At 66.3% G+C, this 22242-nt stretch carries 21 protein-coding genes and 1 pseudogene; 8 read left to right on the forward strand and 14 right to left on the reverse strand.

The window, feature by feature from the left end:
- Genes kdpC through kdpF form a run of 4 tightly spaced genes read right to left on the reverse strand, consistent with a single transcriptional unit; the run spans position 1 to position 4567 of the window.
- Positions 1 to 609 (reverse strand): potassium-transporting ATPase subunit KdpC, encoded by a 609-nt coding sequence (gene kdpC / locus QWJ37_RS09250; protein ID WP_227902014.1) that lies wholly within the window; start codon positions 607 to 609, stop codon positions 1 to 3.
- A gap of 54 nt (positions 610 to 663) precedes the next feature.
- Positions 664 to 2814, reverse strand: coding sequence for a potassium-transporting ATPase subunit KdpB (gene kdpB, locus QWJ37_RS09255; RefSeq protein WP_290245112.1), 2151 nt, complete (start codon positions 2812 to 2814; stop codon positions 664 to 666).
- Positions 2815 to 2816: 2 nt separating this feature from the next.
- Positions 2817 to 4478, reverse strand: a complete 1662-nt coding sequence (kdpA, locus tag QWJ37_RS09260) for a potassium-transporting ATPase subunit KdpA (protein WP_227927868.1) — start codon at positions 4476 to 4478, stop codon at positions 2817 to 2819.
- On the reverse strand, positions 4478 to 4567 hold the full coding sequence (gene kdpF, locus QWJ37_RS16180) for a K(+)-transporting ATPase subunit F (RefSeq protein ID WP_227902017.1): 90 nt from the start codon (positions 4565 to 4567) through the stop codon (positions 4478 to 4480). Before kdpF ends, kdpA begins: the two co-directional genes overlap by 1 nt.
- 326 nt (positions 4568 to 4893) lie before the next feature.
- On the opposite strand from kdpF, the gene QWJ37_RS09265 reads away from it, so the two are divergent.
- Both QWJ37_RS09265 and QWJ37_RS09270 read left to right on the forward strand, forming a co-directional pair.
- Positions 4894 to 5595 carry a TetR/AcrR family transcriptional regulator C-terminal domain-containing protein gene (locus QWJ37_RS09265; RefSeq protein ID WP_227927869.1) on the forward strand — a complete coding sequence of 234 codons (702 nt, stop codon included), beginning with the start codon at positions 4894 to 4896 and terminating at the stop codon, positions 5593 to 5595.
- A 2-nt stretch (positions 5596 to 5597) separates the two neighbouring features.
- Complete coding sequence (locus QWJ37_RS09270; RefSeq protein WP_227902019.1) at positions 5598 to 6347, forward strand: SDR family oxidoreductase; 750 nt, start codon at positions 5598 to 5600, stop codon at positions 6345 to 6347.
- Here QWJ37_RS09270 and QWJ37_RS09275 read toward each other — a convergent pair.
- The 6 genes and pseudogenes from QWJ37_RS09275 to QWJ37_RS09300 all read right to left on the reverse strand — a co-directional run bounded on the left by QWJ37_RS09275 (position 6344) and on the right by QWJ37_RS09300 (position 12418).
- Positions 6344 to 7690 carry an alpha-amylase family glycosyl hydrolase gene (locus tag QWJ37_RS09275; protein WP_290245113.1) on the reverse strand — a complete coding sequence of 449 codons (1347 nt, stop codon included), beginning with the start codon at positions 7688 to 7690 and terminating at the stop codon, positions 6344 to 6346. The two genes, QWJ37_RS09270 and QWJ37_RS09275, sit on opposite strands and share 4 nt — an antisense overlap.
- A gap of 114 nt (positions 7691 to 7804) precedes the next feature.
- On the reverse strand, positions 7805 to 8509 hold the full coding sequence (locus QWJ37_RS09280; protein ID WP_356881878.1) for a penicillin-binding transpeptidase domain-containing protein: 705 nt from the start codon (positions 8507 to 8509) through the stop codon (positions 7805 to 7807).
- Positions 8510 to 8660: 151 nt separating this feature from the next.
- Positions 8661 to 9896, reverse strand: a pseudogene (locus tag QWJ37_RS09285) (transglycosylase domain-containing protein); the annotation flags it as partial.
- Positions 9897 to 10178: 282 nt separating this feature from the next.
- Positions 10179 to 11816, reverse strand: coding sequence for a ribonuclease J (locus tag QWJ37_RS09290; RefSeq protein WP_227902022.1), 1638 nt, complete (start codon positions 11814 to 11816; stop codon positions 10179 to 10181).
- 255 nt (positions 11817 to 12071) lie between these two features.
- Positions 12072 to 12251, reverse strand: coding sequence for a hypothetical protein (locus QWJ37_RS09295; protein WP_290245115.1), 180 nt, complete (start codon positions 12249 to 12251; stop codon positions 12072 to 12074).
- Positions 12248 to 12418: a maltose acetyltransferase domain-containing protein gene (locus QWJ37_RS09300; RefSeq protein ID WP_290245116.1), complete on the reverse strand. Its 171-nt coding sequence runs from the start codon at positions 12416 to 12418 to the stop codon at positions 12248 to 12250. Before QWJ37_RS09300 ends, QWJ37_RS09295 begins: the two co-directional genes overlap by 4 nt.
- 112 nt (positions 12419 to 12530) lie before the next feature.
- On the opposite strand from QWJ37_RS09300, the gene QWJ37_RS09305 reads away from it, so the two are divergent.
- The 5 genes from QWJ37_RS09305 to QWJ37_RS09325 all read left to right on the forward strand — a co-directional run bounded on the left by QWJ37_RS09305 (position 12531) and on the right by QWJ37_RS09325 (position 18264).
- Complete coding sequence (locus QWJ37_RS09305; protein WP_290245117.1) at positions 12531 to 13517, forward strand: glycosyltransferase family 2 protein; 987 nt, start codon at positions 12531 to 12533, stop codon at positions 13515 to 13517.
- A 2-nt stretch (positions 13518 to 13519) separates the two neighbouring features.
- The gene (locus QWJ37_RS09310; RefSeq protein WP_290245119.1) at positions 13520 to 14506 is read left to right on the forward strand and encodes an alpha/beta fold hydrolase; all 987 of its coding nucleotides are present in this window, start codon (positions 13520 to 13522) and stop codon (positions 14504 to 14506) included.
- Positions 14490 to 15110, forward strand: coding sequence for an L-threonylcarbamoyladenylate synthase (locus QWJ37_RS09315; protein ID WP_227902026.1), 621 nt, complete (start codon positions 14490 to 14492; stop codon positions 15108 to 15110). Before QWJ37_RS09310 ends, QWJ37_RS09315 begins: the two co-directional genes overlap by 17 nt.
- A gap of 455 nt (positions 15111 to 15565) precedes the next feature.
- The gene (locus QWJ37_RS09320; protein ID WP_290245121.1) at positions 15566 to 17611 is read left to right on the forward strand and encodes an alkaline phosphatase; all 2046 of its coding nucleotides are present in this window, start codon (positions 15566 to 15568) and stop codon (positions 17609 to 17611) included.
- A gap of 62 nt (positions 17612 to 17673) precedes the next feature.
- Positions 17674 to 18264 (forward strand): SRPBCC family protein, encoded by a 591-nt coding sequence (locus tag QWJ37_RS09325; protein WP_227902028.1) that lies wholly within the window; start codon positions 17674 to 17676, stop codon positions 18262 to 18264.
- Here QWJ37_RS09325 and QWJ37_RS09330 read toward each other — a convergent pair.
- From QWJ37_RS09330 to QWJ37_RS09345, 4 genes are all read right to left on the reverse strand, one after another.
- The gene (locus tag QWJ37_RS09330; protein WP_227902029.1) at positions 18213 to 18947 is read right to left on the reverse strand and encodes a DUF2071 domain-containing protein; all 735 of its coding nucleotides are present in this window, start codon (positions 18945 to 18947) and stop codon (positions 18213 to 18215) included. The genes QWJ37_RS09325 and QWJ37_RS09330 overlap by 52 nt on opposite strands.
- Before the next feature lie 45 nt (positions 18948 to 18992).
- Positions 18993 to 20582, reverse strand: a complete 1590-nt coding sequence (locus QWJ37_RS09335; RefSeq protein ID WP_290245122.1) for an ABC-F family ATP-binding cassette domain-containing protein — start codon at positions 20580 to 20582, stop codon at positions 18993 to 18995.
- A gap of 135 nt (positions 20583 to 20717) precedes the next feature.
- Complete coding sequence (locus QWJ37_RS09340; protein WP_227927878.1) at positions 20718 to 21008, reverse strand: hypothetical protein; 291 nt, start codon at positions 21006 to 21008, stop codon at positions 20718 to 20720.
- Positions 21009 to 21173: 165 nt separating this feature from the next.
- The gene (locus QWJ37_RS09345) at positions 21174 to 21623 is read right to left on the reverse strand and encodes a Fur family transcriptional regulator (RefSeq protein WP_227902032.1); all 450 of its coding nucleotides are present in this window, start codon (positions 21621 to 21623) and stop codon (positions 21174 to 21176) included.
- Positions 21624 to 21763: 140 nt separating this feature from the next.
- Between QWJ37_RS09345 and QWJ37_RS09350 the strand changes: the two genes are divergently transcribed.
- Positions 21764 to 22228, forward strand: coding sequence for a GatB/YqeY domain-containing protein (locus tag QWJ37_RS09350; RefSeq protein ID WP_227902033.1), 465 nt, complete (start codon positions 21764 to 21766; stop codon positions 22226 to 22228).
- Positions 22229 to 22242 lie beyond the last annotated feature (14 nt).

Below are 22242 nucleotides of genomic sequence, written 5' to 3' on the forward strand. Positions count from 1 at the left end.
CTAAGTGTCCAGCTCCGCCAGTGAAATGTTCAAAAGCAACACGTTAACGGTGCGCAGTCCGAGGATCCCTGCGAACGGAGCCTGCGTGGCATCATCCACGAGTGCCTGGACCCGGGCCGGGTCCAGGCCGCGTTCGGCGGCCACCCGGTCCACCTGCATCCGGGCGTACTCGGGGCTGATGTGCGGATCCAGCCCGGACCCCGACGCGGTGACTGCCTCGGCGGGAACATCTGCCGGCGCCACCGCCTCCAGCTCGGCCACGGCGGCCCGCCGCTCCGCCACTGCAGCAGCCAGGTCCTCATTCAGCGGGCCGAGGTTGGAGCCGCTGGAGGCGCCGCCGTCGTACCCGTCCCCCGCTGCCGAAGGCCGGGACTGGAACCACTGCGGCAGGGCGGCGCCGTCGGCGTCAGTGAAGGACTGCCCGATCAGCGCCGATCCCACGTCCGTGCCGCCGCTGCTGACCATCGAGCCGTTGGCCCGGCCGTGCAGGGCGGCCTGTCCGATTCCGGCGACTGCCAGCGGATACACCACGCCGAGGAGAACAGTGAGCACTGCCAGTGCCCGGAGGGAGACGCCAAGCTGGCGCATACTGCTGCGGACGGGGTTCATTTACTGCTCCTGGTCAGAGGTGTGCTGCGTACTGTGCGGGTAAGGGGCGCCATTTCAGAAGCCCGGGAGAAGGCTGATCAGCAGGTCGATGGCCTTGATGCCGATGAATGGCGCGATCACGCCGCCCACACCGTAGACCAGCAGGTTCCGGCTAAGGATCGAGGAGGATCCGGCGGCCCGGTACTTCACGCCCCGCAGTGCCAGCGGGATTAGCACCACGATGATAAGCGCGTTGAAGATGACCGCGGACAGGATTGCCGAGGCGGGTGAATGCAGCTGCATCAGGTTCAGTGCGGACAGGCCCGGGAACACCCCTACGAACATCGCCGGGATGATCGCGAAGTACTTGGCAATGTCGTTCGCGATGGAGAAAGTGGTCAACGCACCGCGCGTGATGAGCAGCTGTTTGCCGATACCGACAATGTCGATCAGCTTGGTGGGGTCGGAGTCCAGGTCCACCATATTGCCCGCTTCCTTCGCCGCGGAGGTGCCGGTATTCATTGCCACGCCGACGTCGGCCTGGGCCAGGGCCGGGGCGTCATTTGTGCCGTCACCGGTCATGGCGACCAGGTGGCCGCCCTCCTGTTCACGCCGGATCAGGGCCATCTTGTCCTCGGGCGTCGCTTCCGCGAGGAAGTCATCCACCCCTGCCTCGGCCGCAATGGCCCTGGCGGTGTAGGGATTGTCACCGGTGATCATCACCGTGCGGATGCCCATGGCGCGCAGCTGCGCGAAACGGTCCTTCAGGCCCTCCTTGACCACGTCCTTCAGGTGGACGACGCCGAGCACCCGGGTGCCGCCGTCGGCGTCCCGGACCGCCACCAGCAGCGGTGTGCCGCCGCCCGTGGAGATTTTCTTTACCTGGTCTTCAACGGCAATCAGCACGTCGACGTCGATGCCGCCGGATTCCGCAGTCCAGTCCAGGATGGCGGAGGAGGCGCCCTTGCGGATCTTCGCCCCGTCGGGGAAGTCCATGCCGCTCATCCGGGTCTGCGCAGTGAAGGGAACGCTGACGGATCCGGCGGGCGGTTCGGGCCTGCACCCCTTCGCTGCGGCCAGGTCCACGATGGACTTGCCCTCCGGGGTGGGATCGCCGAAGGAGGACAGCACTGCGGCGTCAATCAGGTCGGTGCTTTCGGTGCCGTTGATCGGGATGAACCCGGCGGCCTGGCGGTTGCCGTAGGTGATGGTGCCGGTCTTGTCGAGCAGCAGGGTGGTGACGTCGCCGGCTGCCTCCACTGCGCGGCCGGACATGGCCAGGACGTTGCGCTGGACCAGGCGGTCCATGCCGGCAATGCCGATGGCGGAGAGCAGCGCGCCGATGGTGGTGGGGATCAGGCACACCAGAAGTGCCACCAGCACGGGGATGCTGACGGTCGCGGACGAGTAGCCCGCCAGCGGGTTGAGCGTCAGCACCACCACGATAAAGACCAGGGACAGCGTGGCCAGCAGGATATCCAGGGCAATCTCGTTGGGCGTTTTCTGCCGGGCGGCGCCTTCCACCAGCCGGATCATCCGGTCCACGAACGTTTCACCGGGCCTGGACGTGATCCGTACGACGATCCGGTCCGAGAGGACGCGGGTGCCGCCGGTGACGGCCGAGCGGTCGCCGCCGGATTCACGGACCACCGGAGCGGATTCACCGGTAATGGCGGATTCGTCCACGGAGGCAATACCGTCAATGATGTCGCCGTCGCCCGGGATGACCTGTCCTGCTTCGACCACCACGACGTCGTCCAGGGCCAGGTCGGCCGAGGGGACTTCGGCCACAGTTGCCCCCAGAGCGGCCGGATCGCGGGCTGCGTCATACCCGTCCACCCGGTAGGCGGTGGTGGTGGCACGGCTGTTGCGCAGGCTGGCTGCCTGCGCCTTGCCCCGTCCCTCGGCCACGGATTCCGCGAGGTTGGCGAAGATAACGGTGGCCCAAAGCCATCCCGCGATCAGCCAGGAGAAGGCTCCGGGGACGGCGGTGCCGCCGGAATCCGCCGGCCCGCTGAGGAAGGGTTCGGCCACGGCGATGGCCGTGATCAGGACGGCTCCGGCTTCGACAATGAACATCACCGGCGTGCGGACCATAAGCCGGGGGTCCAGCTTCCGGAAAGCTCCGGGCAGGGCGGCCGCCAGCGATCCCGCGGTGATGCCGCGGCGCACCGGGGCCGGGGCACCGGCCTGTTCGGATTCTCGGGGTTTGGTAAGTGTGGACATGGTTAGTGCAGTCCTTCCGCCAGGGGACCCAGCGCGAGTACGGGAAAGAAGGTCAGGGCAGTCACAATCACGGTGACGCCGCACAGCAGCGTCACGGATTGCGGCCGGTGGGTGGGCAGGGTTCCTGAGGTGGCAGGGACCTTGCCCTGCTCCGCGAAGGCCCCGGCCAGTGCGAGAACGAAGATCATCGGCAGGAAGCGTCCGACGAGCATGGCCACGCCTAGGGCCGTGTTCAGCCACGGGGTGTTGGCAGTAAGGCCCGCGAACGCCGAACCGTTGTTGTTGGCTGCCGAGGTGAAGGCGTACAGGACCTCACTGAAGCCGTGCAGCCCGGTGTTCAGGATGGAGGTGCCTTCAATGTCGGCCCGGATGGCCGGTACGGCGAAACTCAGTGCCGTTCCCACCAGGACCAGGGTGGGCATGGTGAGGATGTAGAGGCTGGCGAGCTTGATTTCCTTCGGCCCGATTTTCTTGCCGAGGTATTCGGGGGTGCGGCCTACCAGGAGGCCGGCCACGAAGGACGTAACCACTGCCAGGATCAGCATGCCGTAGAGCCCGGAGCCGACGCCGCCGGGGGCCACCTCGCCGAGCATCATGTTCAGCATGGCCATCATTCCGCCCAGCGGGCTGAAACTGTCATGCATGGCGTTCACTGCTCCGGTGGACGTGAGCGTGCTGGTGGAACCGAAGAGCGTGGAGGCGGCTATCCCGAAGCGCTGCTCCTTGCCCTCCATGGACCCGGCGGCGCCGTCAGCCGCACCGAATTCGAAGGCTGTCATGGCTGCGAGCGACACCGTGAAGATCCCGGCCATAGCGGTCAGGATGGCGTAGCCCTGCCGGCGGTCGCCCACCATGGTGCCGAAGGTGCGGGGCAGGCTGAACGGGATGAGAAGCATCAGGAAGATTTCCACCAGGTTGGTCCAGCCGCCGGGGTTTTCGAACGGATGCGCGGAGTTGGCGTTGAAAAACCCGCCTCCGTTGGTGCCCAGCAGCTTGATGGCTTCCTGCGAGGCCACCGGCCCGCCGGGGATGGTGGCGGTTCCGCCCAGCAGCGTGGTGACGGAGCTGAAGCCGTTGAAGTTCTGGATCACCCCGCCAACCATAAGGACAATGGCGGCCAGGAATGCCCCGGGGAGCAGCAGCCGCAGGACGCCGCGGGTCAGGTCCACCCAGAAGTTGCCGATGGTGGCGCAGTTGCGCCCGGCCAGTCCGCGGATCAGGGCCACGGCCACGGCCAGCCCGACGGCCGCCGAGAGGAAGTTCTGCACTGCGAGTCCGGTCATCTGCACCGCATAGCCCATGGTGGCTTCGGGTGAATAGGACTGCCAGTTGGTATTGGCCACGAAGGAGGCAGCCGTGTTAAAGGACAGGGCCTCGGGGACGGCAGGAAGGCCGAGCGAACCCGGCAGCAGCGGCTGGACCCGCTGCAGCACATAGAGCAGGAGCATGCTGGCTCCGGAGAAGGCCAGGACGCCGCGCAGGTAGCTCTGCCAGGCCTGGCCGGAGGAACCGTCCACGCCGATCAGGCGGTAAAAACCGCGTTCTATCCGAAGATGTTGATCGGAGGAATAGAGCCGGGCCATGTAGTCGCCGAGGGGCCGGTGGACCAGGGCCAGCAGGAGAAGCAGGCTGAGCACCTGGGCAAGCGTTGCCCACCCGCCCATCAGAACCGCTCCGGTCGGATGAGGGCCACCAGAAGGTAGCCGGCTGCGGCCGCCCCGAGGCAAAGCGCCAGGATATTAAAGACGATCACAGTCTTTCCACCGCCCCGACCATCAGGACAAACGCAGCGAATAGCCCTGCGAAGCCCAGCACAAATAAAACGTCAAGCACAGGAATTGCCCCCAGCCGAATCAGCGTGCCGCCGCAACGGCAGCACGGGCACGCCTTGTGCCGCATTCGATTAGAAACCTCCGCAGGGCGCCCTGGCGCCGTTCCTAATGCTTTCCTTACGGCCCCGCCGCAAACCCTTACGAAATACCCATAACGCGGCGTCGCAGCGGCGAACAGGATGCGCAGCTCCGTGGCGTGTACGCCGTAAACTTGAAGCACCGATCTTATTCGCAGAAAGGCACGCCCGTGTCCCGGAAAAACCCGCTGACCCCGGACGGTATCGCAGCAGCCGCCGTCGCGATAGCCGACGCCGAAGGCCTCGATGCCGTGAGCATGCGGCGCGTTGCCGGTGACCTGGGCGTCTCGGCCATGGCGCTGTACCGGCACGTGGCAGACCGCAATGACCTGCTGCTGATGATGGCCGGGGCGGCCACCGCCGAATTCTCCCTGCTTGGCCCCGGGACCCACACCTGGCAGCAGGTGCTGGCCCACATGGCAGAGGCGCAGTGGGAAGCGTTCACGGCACACCGCTGGCTGCTGCGCATTGTGCTCACTCCGCGCAGGCTGGTGAACATGGCCAGCCCCGGGGACGTGGAACGGATACTTGCCACGCTCGCCTCAGCCGGCCTGAGCGAGGAGCAGGGCTTCGACTGCCTGCTGGGAATTTCCGCCGCCGTGATAGGCACTTCGGCCATTACGGCGGCAGCCCACTACGGCCCGGCCTTCGATGGACAGCCGGCGCCCGCGGACGGCGGACAGGGCGAGTGGAAGGACGGCACAGCGGTGGCCCGGCACCCGCGGGCGGCCCGTTTCCAGCAGCAGGGCATCACCTATGCCGGGTCACGCCGTTCCCTGGACTTCTTCGTTGCCAACTTTATTGCCGGCGTCGAACAGACACTGGCACAGGCTCAGGACCTGCCAACGGGTTCTGCGACACGGAAGGAATAAGGATGAAACTCAGTAACCGGACAGCGATCATTACCGGCGGGGCCGGCGGGATCGGGCAGGGAATTGTCCGGCGGTTCCTCGCCGAGGGCGCCAAGGTTGCGGTAGTGGACATCGACCAGGCGCAGGGCGACAAGCTGCTGGCCGACCTCGAAGGCAAAGGCGAGGTCATATTCATCGCGAAGGACATCTCCAAGGCCGAGAACGCCGCAGCCATTGTGGCCGAAACGGTGGCACGCTTCGGCGGGCTGGACATCCTGGTGAACAACGCCCATGCCTCCAAGCAGGCGCCGATCATGGAAACCACGCAGGAAATGTGGGACCTGTCCTTCAACACGGGCACCATGGCCACCTTCCACCTGATGCGGGCCGCCTATCCCGAGCTGAAAAAGACCGGCGGCAGCATCATCAACTTCGGCTCGGGGGCGGGTATCAAGGGCCTGCCCAACCAGGTTGCCTACGCGGCGGCCAAGGAAGCCATCCGCGCCATCTCCCGCACGGCCGCCAACGAGTGGGCGACGGACGGTATCCGCGTCAACGTGGTCTCCCCCGTGGCGCTGACACCGGGCATTGTGCAGTGGGCCAAGGCCTTCCCGGACGCCTATCAGGAGGTTGTCGACGGCGTACCGCTGGGCCGGCTGGGTGATCCGGAAACCGACATTGCACCAATTGTGGTGTTCCTGGCCAGCGATGATTCGCAGTACCTGACGGGCCAGACCCTGATGGCCGACGGCGGCACCATCAAGCTGTACTAGCCGGCAGCAGTACCAAGCACGGCCCATCCGCCGCCGGGCAGGGACAGCTGCCTACCCGGGACGTCCAGCCCACCCTCGCCGGCGAGGACGTCCCGGGCTGCGGCCGGCACCGGAATATGCCCGGCTGCGGCGGAGGCATTCAGCGCCACGAACAGTGAGTTCCCGGCGTCGTACACCTCGTAGACAATCTGCTCATTGCTCAGCGAATGCACCCGGGTGCGGGCCGCGTGAACCCAGGCATGCCGGCGGCGCAGCCCGATCAGTTCGCGGTGCAGCCGGTACAGCGGCGCGCCGACATCGGAAAGTCCGTCGGGGGTGGCGGGGAACAGCGGCCGGATGTCGTCGTCCCCTCCGGCACGCTCCTCCTTGATGCCCCGGTAGCCCTGCTCGTCGCCGTAATAAATGGCAGGCGTGCCCGGCAGGGTCAGCAACAGCACCACCGCCTGCGCCAGCCTGCCCGACGGCGCCAGCCGGCTGGCAATGCGCGTCACGTCATGGTTGCCCACGAAGGTCAGCGGCACGAAGCTGTCCAGGAACGTGTTGTGCCGCTCCAAGGCAGCCGCAAGTTCGTAGAAGTTGGCGTCACTAAGCGAGCTCCAGACTGCCTTCCACAGCTCGTACTGGGTCACTGCGTCCAGTTTTCCCGCGCGAACCTCGGCCGGGTAGTCGCCGTGGATGTACTCCCCCACAAAATAGGCCTCCGGGAATTCGGCCCTGACCTCGGTGAGCACGCGTGCCCAGAACTCTGAGGGTACGGCGTACGCGGCGTCCAGCCGCCAGCCGTCAGCCCCGCGCCTGAGCCAGTGCTTCATCACATCGGCCACAAAATCCGCTACCGCGGGTTCGCCGTGATTCAGCGCCACCAGGTGGTGGTGCCCCTCGAAGTCGCCATACTGCGGTTCGGTTCCGGGTTTCCATCCGTCCGGCCAGTCCAGGTGGAACCAGCCGGCTGTCTCCGCGGCAGGCCCCTTCTCCAGTGCCTCCATAAACGGGGCAAAGCTGCGGCCGGTGTGGTTGAACACCCCGTCCAGCAGAACGCGGATACCGCGGGCCCGGGCCGCACGGATCAGCTCGTCGAAATCGGCGTCGTCGCCGAGCCGGGGATCAATCCGGTAATAGTCGGTGGTGTCGTACCCGTGGGATTCGGAGGCAAACACGGGGCCGAGGGCAAGGCCGGACGCGCCCATCTCCACCAGATAGTCCAGCCAGTCCGCCAGGTGCGGCAACCGGTGCTGCACGGGCTGCGCAACCGCCGGATCCCCGCCGGCTGCCATATCGCCCGGCGTTTTTTCGGCTCCGGTAAAGCCCAGCGGGTAGACGTGCCACCACACAGCGTGCTGCACCCAGTCCGGCGTCCTCATGTAACAGGTGACCTTTCAGTAGTCCTCGCGTCCTGGTCCAGTCTGCCATTATCAGCCGGCCCGCAGGTGCAAGCCGCCGGCCGGGAGCTGCGGCGGCTAGCGCAGCTCTGCCGGAACTGCGGGGAAGGCGTCCGCTGCGTAAAGACCTGCCACGGCCTTCATGTACTGCGTCCACTGGGCGCCGGCGAGGGCTGATCCGTCCACGTAGGAACGGGTAACCCCGTTGATTTCCTGGTTGTTCAGGGACGTGTAGGAGTTCCAGTTGCCCACCCAGGACGCCGTGGAGATACCCGTGGTGTAACCCACCGTCCAGGTCTGTTCAGACTGGTCGGTGGTACCGGTCTTGGCGGCTGCAGGCACACCGATGGGGCTGATGCTGCCCGGCGATCCGTTGACCAGGTTCTGCAGCGGCAGGGTAACCGCGGCGGCCACGTCCTCGGAGATGGCACGGCTGCAGTTTTCACCCGGAACCTCATATGAGTTGCCGCGGCCGTCGGTTACCTCGGTCAGCGCCGTCGGCTCGCAGTATTGCCCGCCGCTGGCGAACGTGGCGTAGGCCGCGGCCATGGTCAGCGGGGAAACTTCCTGTCCGCCGAGCACAAAGGACGGGCTCGTGACCTCCAGGGGTTCCCCGTCGACTGCCCGGTGCACACCCATGCTGGTGGCGGTATCCCTGATATCGCACAGGTCCAGCAGCGCTGCCTGCGCCACCGTGGCGGTGTTCACTGACTGGGTGAGGCCCTGGCTGACGGTCATCGGCCGTTCGAAGCCCCTCGCTGGCGTTTTTGAACTTCCATTCATCAAACTCGGTGTTTGCACCCAGGCATTTCGCCTGCCAGTCGAACCCGGCGGGATAGGACGTGCGGGTCGCGTCGATGGTGTCGCTGAGGCTCCGGCCGGATTTCAGCCACTGGGCCGTGGTGAAGGGTTTCATGGTGGATCCGGGCTGGAACCCGTAGGGGGTCCCGCCCATATCCGCATCCACGTTGAAGTTCAGCTGGGTCCTGCCGGCCCCGGGTTCCGGCGTGTACACGGTGTTCTGCGCCATGGCCAGGATCTTCCCGGTGCCCGGCTCAACGGACACCATTGCCGAACCGGCGCCGGATGCATCCCCGACTGGAACCTGTGCCTCGATCTGTGCCTGCGCCTCCGACTGCAGCCGGGAGTCAAGGGTGGTGCGGATGGTCAGTCCGCCGCGCGCCAGAAGCTTGGCGCGGTCCTGGACGTCGGCGCCGAAGGCTTCGGACTGCAGGATGGTCTGCTCCACGTAGCTGCAGAAGTACTGGGCGGTTTCGGCGCCGGTGCAGCCGGAGGTAACGGTCTGGGGGTTCAGGTCCAGGCCCGTGGCCACGGCCTGCTCATACTCGGCCTGGCTGATTTTGCCGTTCTTCAGCATCGCCGCCAGGACCGTGTCCCGGCGGGCCTGCGTCCCCTCGGGGTTGGTAAAGGGGTTGTAGTGGCTTGGTGACTGCACCATTCCGGCCAGCATGGCCGACTGTGCCGGGGTCAGCTGGGACGCCGGCACACCGAAGAAGCTGCGCGCCGCGGCTTCCACACCGTAGGTCTGCCCGCTGAACAGCACAATGTTCAGGTAGCCCTCAAGGATTTCCTCCTTGGTGTACTGCTTCTCCACGGCGACGGCGAGCTTGGCTTCACGCAGCTTGTCGCCCAGGTCCTTGGTGCCGCTCAGGGTCAGGTCACTGCCACCCTTGCCCGCTGCAATATCGCGGTTGATCAGGACGTTGTTAACGTACTGCATGGTCAGCGTGGAGGCACCCTGGGTGTCGCTGCCGCTGGCGTTGGAAGCCACCGCGCGGGCCACACCCTTGAAGTCAATGCCGTTGTGATCGAAGAAGCGTGCGTCCTCGATGGAGACAATCGCATCCTGCATGCTCTGCGAAATCTGGTCCAGGGTGACCGGGACACGGTTCTGCGCGTAGAACGTGGCCAGCAGGACGCCGTCGGCGCTGTAAATCTTCGACCCCTCGTCCAACGGGCCGGTTTCAAGCTCGTCCGGCAGCTGGTCCAGTACCTCCACGGTCATGTCCGTTCCGGTGGCCGCCACGGCTGCCACGGGTATCAGGGTGGCGGCGGCCAGCACGCCGGCCAGCAGGCTGACGAGGAAGAAGGCTGCCACCCGTGCGGGCAGCGTGAGTCGTTCCAGGAACGAGGGTTTGGGGGCTTGCATCCGGCTAAGTTATCGGTTTTTCCTGTGAGCGCTCCGGCACCGGCGGATGCCCGGAAGCGCGCTGCGGGGCGCGCGCACCGGCCTGCCGTCCGCCGTCCTGCCGCGTACTGACGGGGTTCAGCGGGGACCCCGCGCCGTGTCGCCGGGCCGGCGGGGCCGGACTGCCGAGCGTCGCAGGGAGAAAAAAATCACACGGCAGGGCAACTTACAGCCCCGGTTAACGAAGTCCGGCCCGCAGCGTAATCACTGCGGGCCGGAGCGCGGGACGGGTCCCGGGGCTAGCTACGCGTCAACAACAATCGCCGTGATGGCCGGCGTGCGGTTGTAGAACCGGCGCATCCAGTTGGCGACGGCGCGCTCGATGACGTCTTCGAGGTCCTCACCCTTGGGTCCGCGGCGGCTGCCGGAGGCCGCGTTGGCCAGGGCCTTCTCCACGGCTTCCTCGGCCTTCTTCAGGTCCTCTGACTTCACGGTAAAGCCCTTGGTGAAGAACTCGGCAGGCTCGGCAATGGTGCCGGTATCGGCGTCGACCAGGGCCAGCACCGTCACGGCGCCCTCCTCGGCCAGCTGCATGCGCTCCTTCAGGGTTTCCTCGGTGGTGTGGCCAACGCTGTCGCCGTCCACGAAGACCAGGTCCACCTGGTGTTTCCCGGAGATCGTGGCCCGGCCGCGGCGCAGGTCAACGGTCATGCCGTTTTCGGCGATGACGACGTCGCGGGGATCCATGCCGGTTGCCTCTGCGATGGCTCCGTTGGCCTTGAGGTGGCGCCATTCGCCGTGCACCGGCATCACGTTGCGCGGCTTGACGATGTTGTAGCAGTAGGCGAGTTCGCCGGCGCTGGCGTGGCCGGAGACGTGCACCTTGGCATTGCCCTTGTGCACCACGTTGGCGCCGATCTTGGTCAGGTTGTTGATGATGCCGTAGATGGCGTTCTCGTTACCCGGGATCAGCGAGCTGGCCATCAGCACGGTGTCGCCCTCGTGGATACGAATCTGGTGGTCCTTGTTGGCCATCCGCGACAGCGCGGCCATCGGCTCGCCCTGCGAACCGGTGCAGATCAGCACCACCTTGTGGTCATCGGTGCGCTGCAGGGACTTGAAGTCCACCAGGATGCCCTTGGGGATGTTCAGGTAGCCCAGTTCCTCGGCGATGGTCATGTTGCGGATCATCGAGCGGCCCACGAAGGAGACCTTGCGGTTGTAGCGCGATGCCGCGTCGATGACCTGCTGGATGCGGTGGATGTGGCTGGCGAAGCTGGAAACAATGATGCGGCGCGGTGCGGTGCGGAACACCGTGTCGATGGCCGGGGCCAGTTCCTTTTCCGAGGCCATAAAGCCGGGGACCTCGGCGTTGGTGGAGTCGGTGAGGAACAGGTCCACGCCTTCCACGCCGAGCCGGGCGAAGCCGGTGAGGTCGGTGATGCGGCGGTCCAGCGGGAACTGGTCCATCTTGAAGTCACCGGTGTGCAGTGCCATGCCGGCGGCGGTGCGGATGGCAATGGCCAGGCCGTCCGGGATGGAGTGGTTCACGGCCAGGAACTCCAGGTCGAAGCCGCCGATGGTGCGGCGGTCGCCTTCCTTGACCTGGATCAGCTTGGGCTTGATCCGGTGTTCCTTCAGCTTGGCCTCGATGAACGCCAGGGTCAGCTTGGAGCCCACGATGGGGATGTCCGAACGCTCGCGCAGCAGGTACGGGACACCGCCGATGTGGTCTTCGTGGCCGTGGGTCAGGACAACGGCAACAACGTCCTGCAGGCGGTCACGGATGGCGGTGAAGTCGGGCAGGATGAGGTTGACGCCGGGGTGTTCCTCTTCGGGGAAGAGGACGCCGCAGTCAACAATCAGCAGCTTGCCGTCGAATTCGAAAACGGTCATGTTCCTGCCGATTTCGCCGAGGCCGCCAAGATTCATGACTCGCATGGTTCCCTTCGCGAGTTCCCGGGGGGCTTTTAGGACGGCAGGTGTTCTATTCACGGATGATTTTCTTTCGTTGGGGATCGGGATTGCAAAGTGGAATGGCAGCCGTACGGCGGCATTCCGGAAGTCTGTGGTGCGGCCAGAGCAGGGCCGTCGGCTGCGGTGCTTACATCTATTCTATTGACTTTTCCGGCGCGCCGCGGACCACGGGGTTCCCGGGAGCGTCACGACGGCGCCGGACACCGCGTTTTTGCGCGGTCAGGCCGGCTTGGTGGCGTGCTTCGGGTTGCGGCTGATTACCGTGCCGTACCCGCACTTTGGACAGGCCCAGAGCGTCCGCAGGGGTTTGGCCGGGTTGCCTGCCACAACGGTATTGGGCGGTACATTGCGTGTGACGACGGCGACGGCCCCCACCACGCTGTTCTCCCCCACACTCACTCCGGGAAGGATGATCGCGGCGATGTGTGCTGTGCTGCACTTTGGTCCGTGGGCCAGGTGCGGGCGTAGCGCTCGGCCAGCGCCATGGCACGCCGGCTGTCTGCGGCCAGCTCCGGCTCGTCGGCAACGTAGGGATCGCCGGCAAGGTAGGGACGGCCGGCAAGCATCCGCTCCGCATGCTGCGGGTATCTCCGGGAAAAAGTCGCGCTTCTCCATGTGTCCCAGCCTACGGCATTACTAAGCTTGCTTAGTACTGGCAGTGCGGTTATCTTCTCTGGCATGGACGCCCGTCCCCGGACAAACGCCGAATACATCCTGCCGCTTAAATGGACTGAGGACAGCGGCCTGGAAGAGCTGTGCGGATACCTCGAAGTGCTGTGCACCCATCTGCCGGTACTGGTGGTGGACGGCTCCGACGAGGAACGCTTCGCCGCGCATGGCCGGGCGTTCCCGCCGGCGGTGCGGCATTGCCGGCCCGCCCACCCCGAATGCCTCAACGGCAAAGTTGACGGAGTCCTGACCGGCCTGGACCTGACCCGGGCGGAGTACCTGATTATTGCCGACGACGACGTCCGCTACACGCCGTCCGCGCTCAGCCGCGTGCTTGCGCTGCTCGCGGACGCCGACGTCGTCCGTCCGCAGAACTATTTCCCCGCCCCGCTGCCGTGGCATGCCAAATGGGACACCGGCCGCATCCTGCTGAATCGCGCCTTCGGTTCGGACTACCCCGGAACGCTGGGCGTGCGTGCGGAGCTCCTGCGACGCACCGGCGGCTACAGCGGAGACGTACTGTTCGAGAATCTGGAACTGCTGCGCACGGTCAAGGCGGCAGGGGGCCGCGAGGCACGCGCCGGAGACCTGCATATCGCCCGGCTCCCCTGCTCGGCCCGCCGGTTCTTCAGCCAGCGGGTCCGCCAGGCCTACGACGGTTTTGCCCAGCCCTTGCGCCTGTCGGCCGAGCTATCCCTCCTCCCCCCGCTGACCTGGTGCCTTCGCCGGCCGCGCCGGTTGGCCGGTTTCGCCGGCATTGCCGTTGCGGCGGCAGAATACGGCCGCCGGCGCGGCGGCGGAAGCCGGGTGTTTCCACCGACGGCGGCCCTCTGGGCACCCGTCTGGCTTTCTGAGCGGGCGGTCTGCATCTGGCTGGCAGCAGTCCGGCGGATGGGCGGGGGCATCCCGCACTCCGGCACCCGGATAAGGACCGCCGCGCATTCTGTTGTCACCCTTCGCCGGGAGCTGCACCGGGGAACAGACCCGGTGGCGTAGCGATGGGGAGTATTCCGGACAGCGGGAGCCACGGATGGGTACAGGTGCCCCATGCCCGCATTTACTGGGAGGGCAGCGGCAACCCGGCCGGCACCGCGGTCCTGTACCTGCACGGCGGCCCTGGCAGTTCGCTCGGTTCCGGCGGCTACCGCAGCCTGCACAATCCACGGCTTTTTTACACCATCGGGATCGACCAGCGAGGCTGCGGCCGCAGCACTCCGGCCGCACAGGATGATCCCGGGCACCTGCACCTGAACACCACCCAGACGCTGATCGCCGACATCGAAGCGGTGCGGACCAGCCTGGGGATCAGCCGGTGGATAGTCACCGGAATATCCTGGGGCAGCACCCTGGCGATGGCCTATACCCTCCGGCACCCGGACCGCGTCATTGGGCTGGCCGTGGCCGCCGTCACCACCACCAACCGTGCCGAGGTGGACTGGATCACCGGCGGCGTCGGGCGGTTCTGCCCCGAATCCCTGGCCCGCTTCAGCCGGGATGCCCGCGCCGTCGCCGGCGAGAGAACCGTTGAAGCGTACGCCCGCCGCCTGGCAGGAGAGGACCGGACGGATGCCCTTGCCGCCGCCGGAGCCTGGCTGCAGTGGGAATCCGCAGTTGCCGCTTTGGAACCCGGTGCGCCGGCCGGTCCCCGGTTCGACGGCGAGCGCAGCCTGGTGACGTTCGCGCTGTTGACTACCCGCTACTGGGCGCAGGACGGCTTCCTGCCCGGAGAGGCGGCGATCCTGGCCCGGGTGCGGGAGCTGGACGGCATCCCGGCCCGGCTGATCCACGGGCGGCGGGATGTCGGCAGTCCCGTAGGTACGGCCTGGGAGTTGCACCGGCACTGGCCCTCCAGCCGCCTCACGGTCATCGAGGACGAGGGACACGTGGGACCGAAGGCACTCGCTGCGCTGGGTGCCGCTGTGGAACAGCTACGGGGTGCAGAGCCTGCTCCGCCGGTAGGCTTTGACCATGGCCAGATACTATGACGTCCACCCCGACAATCCGCAGCCGCGGTCCATCAACCAGATAGTGGATACCATCCGCTCCGGGGGCCTCATCGCCTATCCCACAGACTCCTGTTACGCGCTGGGCGTCCAGCTGGGCAACCGGGAGGGAGTGGAACGCATCCGCCAGCTCCGCAGGCTGGATGAGAAGCACCACTTCACCCTTGTCTGCCGGGACTTCGCACAGCTGGGCCAGTTTGTGCAGCTGGATAACTCGGTGTTCCGCAGCGTTAAGGCCGCCACCCCGGGCAGCTACACCTTTATCCTGCCGGCCGTGAAGGACGTTCCCCGCTGGCTCTCGCATCCCAAGAAGCGGACGGTGGGAGTACGCATCCCGGATAACGCCGTGGTCCAGTCCATCCTCGCTGGCCTGGGCGAGCCCCTGCTCTCCAGCACCCTGCTGCTGCCCGGAGACGAGGAGCCGATGACCGAGGGCTGGGAAATCAAGGAGCGCCTGGACCACCAGGTGGACGCCGTCATCGACTCCGGTTTCTGCGGCCCCGATCCCACCACCGTCATTGATTTCTCCAGCGGCGCCCCGGAAGTGGTCCGACGCGGAACCGGAGACCCGTCTCCCTTCGAATAACCTGCCCGCCGGTACACGCTTCCCCGCGGCCTCCCCTGCCGCAGCCTAAACAGGCTGCCGGAGGAACCGGTTTGCCTCACCTCGGTTGACTCCCCGGAAGCCGGTACAGAGTGTTGCACGCGTCAGGGGGACCTTCACCGCTAGGCACTCGCAGGGGAATCCACATGAATAAGACGGCTAAGGCAGTATCAACGGCGATATTGGGCATTTGCGTCCTAGCAGGATGCGGAACCGGCGTGGGACTGCCGGGACACGGGGGTGGTACCGGCAGCCCCTCGGCCACCGGACATCCAACCCGGCCGGGACATACCGGTACACCGACACCCTCCGCTACCTCCACACCAAGTCCCACAGCTACCGGGAGCCCCTCTCCGACGGAAAGCCCGTCCCCTTCACCCAGTCCCACGGATGGTGGCGGAGACGGCGGAACCGACGAGTCGGTCAACGTCATCCTGATGGTCGGCGACGGTATGGGCACCAGCCAGCGCGACGCCATCCGGCTCGCTTCGGTGGGCCTGAGCGGGGAACTGGCCATGGACACCCTTCCCGAGGTGGGCAGGGTGCACACCAACTCCGCGGACGAGGAAACGTTCATCACCGATTCCGCCGCAGCAGCCACCTCCATGGCCACCGGTGTCAAAACCTACAACGGCGCCATCGGGATGGATGTGGACCGGCAGCCGGTCACCACGGCACTGGAAATAGCCGAGGAACTGGGCAAGTCCACCGGGCTGGTCACCACCAGCCAGGTCACCGACGCCACGCCGGCCGCGTTCGGCTCACATGTCCTGGACCGGGACGAGCAGAGCGCCATTGCCGCACAGTTCCTGCGCAGCTCGCACCCGGAAGTCATCCTGGGCGGCGGCGAAGACCACTGGTATCCGGAGGGCAGCCCGGGCAGGTACCCGGACAATCCTGACGAGGATCCCTCTGAGGAGAGCGCCGGCACCGAAGGCAATCTGGTCGAAGAAGCCATGGACCGGGGCTACGAATACGTCTGGGACCTGCCGGGCCTGCAGGCAGCACAGGGGGACCGGATTCTGGGACTCTTCGCCAATGAGGAAATGTTCCAGTACGGCGACGACGTCGAGGAAACCTACAACCCCTCGGTTCCGCTCACGGAAATGACGCGAAAGGCCCTCTCCGTGCTGGACGGCAACCAGTCCGGCAACGGCTTCTTCCTGATGGTGGAGGAAGAAGGCATTGACGCCTTCAGCCACGTTAACAACGGTGCGCTCACCATCGGGTCCGGCATTGAGTTTGACCGGTCGGTGGCTTTGGCCAAAGAGTTCGCCGAGCAGGACGGCAATACGCTCCTGGTCACGGTCGGCGACCACCAGACCGGCGGGATGGTTATCGAACCGCTGGGCGGCGCAGACCCGACGAATCCTGACAGCCCGGTGCAGGAGGAACCCTTTGACGTTGCCGGTTCGGAGCAGCAGTTCCGGATTGACTGGACCACCAACGGCCACACCGGCGACGACGTGCCCCTGACGGCCATGGGGCCGGGCGCCGAAATGCTCACCGGGGTGTACGAGAACACCCGCATCTTCGACGTGATGGTGGACGTTATGCGGTCCGGCACCGAACGGGCCTTCGATCTGCAGTCCCACCGCGGCGGGCGCGGGGAAAACACCGAGGAGTCCCTCGCGGCGTTTGCCCATTCCCTGGAACTGGGGGTAACCACTTTGGAGCTGGACACGCACCTGACCGAGGACGGCAAGGTGATTGTCTGGCATGACGACACCATCCAGCCGGAGAAGTGCGCCGACACCGGTCCGGCCACGTACGTGGATCCGGAGTTTCCCTACGTGGGTGACCGGGTGGCGGAGCTTAGCCTGGCGCAGATCCGGATGCTGGATTGCGGTTATGCCCAGCTGCCGGGCTACCCGGAACAGGTGGTGTCGCAGGGGAACACCATTGCGGAACTGCGTGATGTGTACGCGCTCGCCGATCGCTACGGGGCGGACACGGTCCGCTTCAATGTGGAGACCAAGGTCGAAGAGGGGCTGGCCGGCGGTCCGGGCAGCGTGGCGCTGACCGAGGCGGTTGTCAGTGAGGTCCGCGCGGCAGGCAAGGCCGGACGCACCACTATCCAGTCCTTCGACTGGTCCACGCTGAACCTGGTAGCCGGGATGGCCCCGGAACTGGTGCTGGTGGCGCTGGCCGGGACTCCGGAGGATCTGGGCGTGGGGCAGCCGGGGGCTGCACCGGAACTGGGCGGCATCGACATTGATGACTTCGGCGGTTCGGTTCCCCGGGCGGCCGCGTCTCTGGGGTACGACGTCGTCTCCCCCATCGCCACCAGCGTCACTCCGGCGATGATCACCGAGGCACACGGCCTGGGACTCAGCGTTATTCCCTGGACCGTCAATGAGGCGGCGGACATGAACGCGCTGATCGACCTGGGAGTGGACGGCATCATCACCGATTACCCCACCCGGCTGCGGACGGTTATGGCTGAGCGCGGGCTTCCCCTGCCCCCGGCCTACGCCGGCTGAGCCGGGCCGGGGCGGCGGGACCGTATTTTCCGCCGCCCCGGCGCCGATGGCATGCTGGTGCAATGCCCGGTCTCTATGTCCTTCCCTCCAGCTGGCTGCTTGATGCCTCCCCCGAAGACGTATGGGAGGCGGTGGCCGGCCCGGAGATGGACTGGCCCCGGTGGTGGTCCGGCTGCACCCGGCAGGACGTCTCCCCGGCTGCTGCCCCCTCCGGCGACCGGGCCGCGGTGCTGCTCTCCTCCACCGTCCGGCTGCAGTTCCGCGCCGCACTGGGCTACCGTCTTTCCATTACCCTGCGTCCCACTGCGGTGGACCACCCGGTCTCGATCGATTTCGACGCCGCCGGTGATCTGGCCGGCAGCGGGCAGATCCGCCTGACTCCCCTGGCCGCTGACGGCGGGACGGAGCCGGTGCAGACGCGGATGGACATATCGTGGCGGGTCCGGCCGACCCGGCCGTGGATGCGCCTGCTCACCCCGGTTGCCCGGCCGGTTCTCACGGCCGCCCACGCGCTGCTTATGCACCGCGGCGAAAAGGGACTGCAGCGCCTGCTTCGCCGGGCGGCGGGCGGTACCCGGCAGAGTGCACCTGCGCAGGCGCTTCAGGCAACCCGCCGGGGCCGGCCGAACAGGGTGTCCACCCCCGTGGAGTAGTGCACGGTGTCCGGCGGGCCGGAGACATCCAGCCCGGCGGCGGAGAGCAGTTCATCGTCGCAGTGTGCCAGCCGCGCCGGGTGCAGCGGCCAGGGCCGGTGGGAATTGGGGATAAAAACCGTGCTGCCGCCGAAAGCGGTATGCAGTCCGAAGCGGGCCGTCAGCCACAGCGAGAGCTCATCATCGGCCTGCCGGGCACAGTCCGGAACCGCAGCGAAGGAGGAACGTGCCTGCCTGCCGAACCGCTCGACGTCGTACCCCCGGGCCGTGCCGGCGCGGACCGGCCTGCACCGCGACCAGACATAGGGAATCCGCAGCGAGCGTGCCACGAGCACGGGAGCGAGCCGGGATGCGTCCAGGGACAGGAACAGAACCCCCGCGCTGCCGTCTGCGCCGCGGGAATACAGCCGCACGTTGATTTCCGTGAAGGAGCCGACGTAGGGCATGCCGATCCGTCCCAAAAACCGCGTCTTTGGCGCGTGGAACCCGATCAGCCCCACCCAGGTGGCACCATGAAGAACGTCCGGTTCCACGCCCGGCGGCATAAACGGGACGGCCGCTGCGGGGTCCATGCGCCAGTGCAGGAACACCACGTCTGCCCAGGTCTGGGCCATCAGCACCGGCGGTGCCGCGCGTGGCCCGGCAGGCCAGGGCTCCTGTGAACCGTGCCCGTACACACCCATTCCGCCAACGTAACAGCGGGTGCTAATCCCCTGCCAGGGCTTTTCCTAGGCTTCGCGGATGTCCACCTGCCCCGGGGCGGATCCTTCGGCGCCGAAGATGAGGCGGCGGGTGGCGATTTTCTCGGTGAAGAACCGGTCATGGCTGACCACAATCACGGCACCGGGAAAATGCATCAGGGCCCGTTCCATCACCTGGGTGCTGGACATGTCAAGGTGGTTGGTTGGCTCGTCCAGCAGCAGGACGGGTGCGCCGGAAAGCAGGCACTGGGCCATGGCCACCCGGGCACGCTGGCCGCCGGACAGGTTGCCGATCTTCTGGGTCAGGTCCGCTTCGGAGAACTGGAACATGGTCAGGAAGCGGTTCACGGACTTTTTCGTGGCACTGAAGGCAAGGGATCCCGGCAGGGCGTTGACCGCGTGGGTGACCGTGTCGCCGTCGTCGAGCGCCTCAAGCATTTTGTTGTAGGAGACCATGGACGGGCCCTTGGGCCAGCTGACCTCGCCGGAGTCGGGGGTCTCCTCCCCCGTGAGGACACGCAGCAGGGTGGTCTTGCCGCTGCCGTTGGTGCCGGTGACGGCAATCCGGTCGCCTTTGTTCACTTCAAAGCTCAGGTCGCTGAAGAGCACTTTGTCGCCGTAGGACTTGGACAGTGAGCGGAAACGGCCCAGCACGTCCTTGACGTGCAGGCCGGCATAAATGCCGGTGATGATTTCATCCACCGGCCGGGGTGCCCGGGACTTCTTGATCCGGGCCAGCTGGCTGCTCAGCCGGCCGCCGGCCTTGGCCGCCTCACGGCGGTCCGCGATGCCCTCGGCTTCAAAGGCCAGCAGTTCGGCTTCATGCACAAACTGGGCCTGCAGGGTTTTCAGCCGGAACTGCTTCTGCACAACGTATTCCGCAAAGTTGCCGGGGTATTCGTGCAGGTGGAAGTTCTCCACCTCCACGATGCGGGTAACCACGGCGTCCAGGAACTTCCGGTCATGCGAAACGATGACCGCCGCACCGCGGAAGTCGCGGAACCAGCCCTCAAGCCATTCCACGCCGTCCACATCAAGGTAATTGGTTGGTTCATCCAGCAGCAGCACATCCGGCTGTTCAAGCAGGATTTTCGCCAGCGCCGCCCGGTTCCGCCAGCCGCCGGAGAGGGCGTCAATGGCGCAGGTCCGGTGCGCCTCGGTGAAACCGAGGGTGGTGAGCACGGCATCGATGCGGCGGGGGTAGTCCCAGCCGTCCAGCCGGTCCATGGTCTCAAACAGTTCGGCCTGGCGGGTGATGAGCCGGTTCATTTCCTTCTCGGCGGGAGCCCCGGCAATGGCCGTGTCTATGCGGGCGAGCTCCACTTCGACGTCCTTGATCCCGGTAAAGACGGTGTCCAGCACCTCGGTGATGCTGGCTTCTCCGTCCAGTTCGGAGAACTGGGAGAAGTAGCCGATCCGCAGGCCCGGCTCCACCGTCACTGTGCCGGAATCCGGTTCGAGCCGGCCCAGCACGAGTTTCAGGATGGTGGACTTGCCGGATCCGTTGCGTCCGATCAGCCCGATCCGGTCCTTGGGTTCAAGGCGAAGGAACGCTTCGCGCAGCACCTGCTTGTTCTCGAACGATGTGTTGACGTCCTGCAGCCGGATCAGGCTCATGGTGTCCTCTCATAGGGGGGTGGTCTTCCTCGCCCCCGCGGGACAACGAGCATTCAGCTTATCGGCTGCGCACGTCCCGCCCGGCGCGGCCGCACGGTCTGCACCGCAGCCTGCGCCGGGGAATGCCGCCGCTGCCTACGCCTGAAAGGTGTAGCTGCCGCGGGCACGGCGGGGAGCAGATGCTCCGTCGGTGCAGGTGTAGCTGCCCGCGGGGCGGGTCCGCTGGCTGGCGGCGGTGACGTAGCTTCCCCGGGAGCGCGGGGTGCGGCGGGTTTCCGCAGCGGAGTCATAGCGGCTGGTGTAGCTGCCTTCGGGACGGATCGGAGCTGCTGCCTGTTCCGTGCGTTCGGCAACGGCAGGGCGCGGAGCGGAGTCCTGGCGGTTATCGTCACGGGCGGTGGCGGTAGGGGTGATCAAAATGGTCATGGTTCTCTCCTCGGATAACGCGTTGTGGTGAGACTCGGGCCGGTTCCTACCGCCGGTTTGCACAAGTGCAGGCCGGGGCAGGGGCGGTTTCCGGGCAGCGTGAAGCCCGGAAAGGGGTAATCGCCATTGAAAGGGGCCCGCCGGTGGTTCGACGGTTGGTGCTGCCTACGGGGCGGAGGATTCCGCCAGCTGCCGGCAGCTGCTGCAGATGCCGCTGAATGTCACTTCGGCGGCCAGCACGGTGAAATCGGAATCATCCGACGGCTCCAGGCAGGGTGCCTGGCCAATCACGCAGTCAACGTCCCTGATTTTCCCGCAGTGAATGCACACCAGATGATGGTGGTTATCTCCCACTCGGGACTCGTACAGGGCCGGTGAACCGGCGGGCTCAAGCCGTCGCGCCAGGCCGGCCTCGGTAAAGGCGGCCAGGATGCCGTAAACCGCTTGGGCGGAGATGTTCGGCAATTCCTCGCGGACGGCAGCAAGAACCTGCTCCGCACTGGAGTGCGGGGTCTGCTGCAGCACCTGCAGTACGGCCAGGCGCTGCGCGGTGACCTTCAGTCCGGCGGTCCGGATGTTCCCGGCCAGCCGTTCCGTGTCTTCGTCCGTCTGCATATCAAAACCCTATCAGTTGTTTTGAGCGACTCAAGACAACTTCCGCCCTTTCGGACTGTGATTCCGGACGCTGTGACCGGCACCTCCCGTGTAGGGGAGGATGAGGGTAGGAACTTGTGTCAAGGAAAGAGGAACAGGGTATGGGAACGCTCAAAGACCGGCTGCAGCAGGATATGAAAGCGCATATGAAAGCCGGCAACCGCACGGCGCTGGCCACGGTCCGCAATGTGCTTGGTGAAATCGGCACGCGGGAAAAGTCCGGGAAGACACCCGTGGAGCTGGATGACGCGCAGACCATCTCCCTGCTGCAGAAGGAGGCAGCCAAGCGGCGAGACACCGCACGGATCTACACCGAGGCAGGGGAAGCGGACCGCGCCACGGCGGAGATCGCAGAAGCGGAGATTATCGAGGCGTACCTGCCGGCTGCGCTGAGCCGGACAGAGGTTGAGGCCATCGTGGACGAGGAGATTGCCGGGCTGCGCGCCGGCGGCACGGAACCGTCCATGCGGCAGATGGGGCAGGTCATGAAACCGGTGACGGCCAGGGTGGCCGGCCGGTTTGACGGCAAAACGGTCAGCGAGATTGTCCGCTCGCGCCTGGCCTAACCGCCCCGCACCGG

The organism is Arthrobacter sp. YD2 (assembly GCF_030410475.1).
Classification (GTDB): Bacteria; Actinomycetota; Actinomycetes; order Actinomycetales; family Micrococcaceae; genus Arthrobacter_B; species Arthrobacter_B zhangbolii.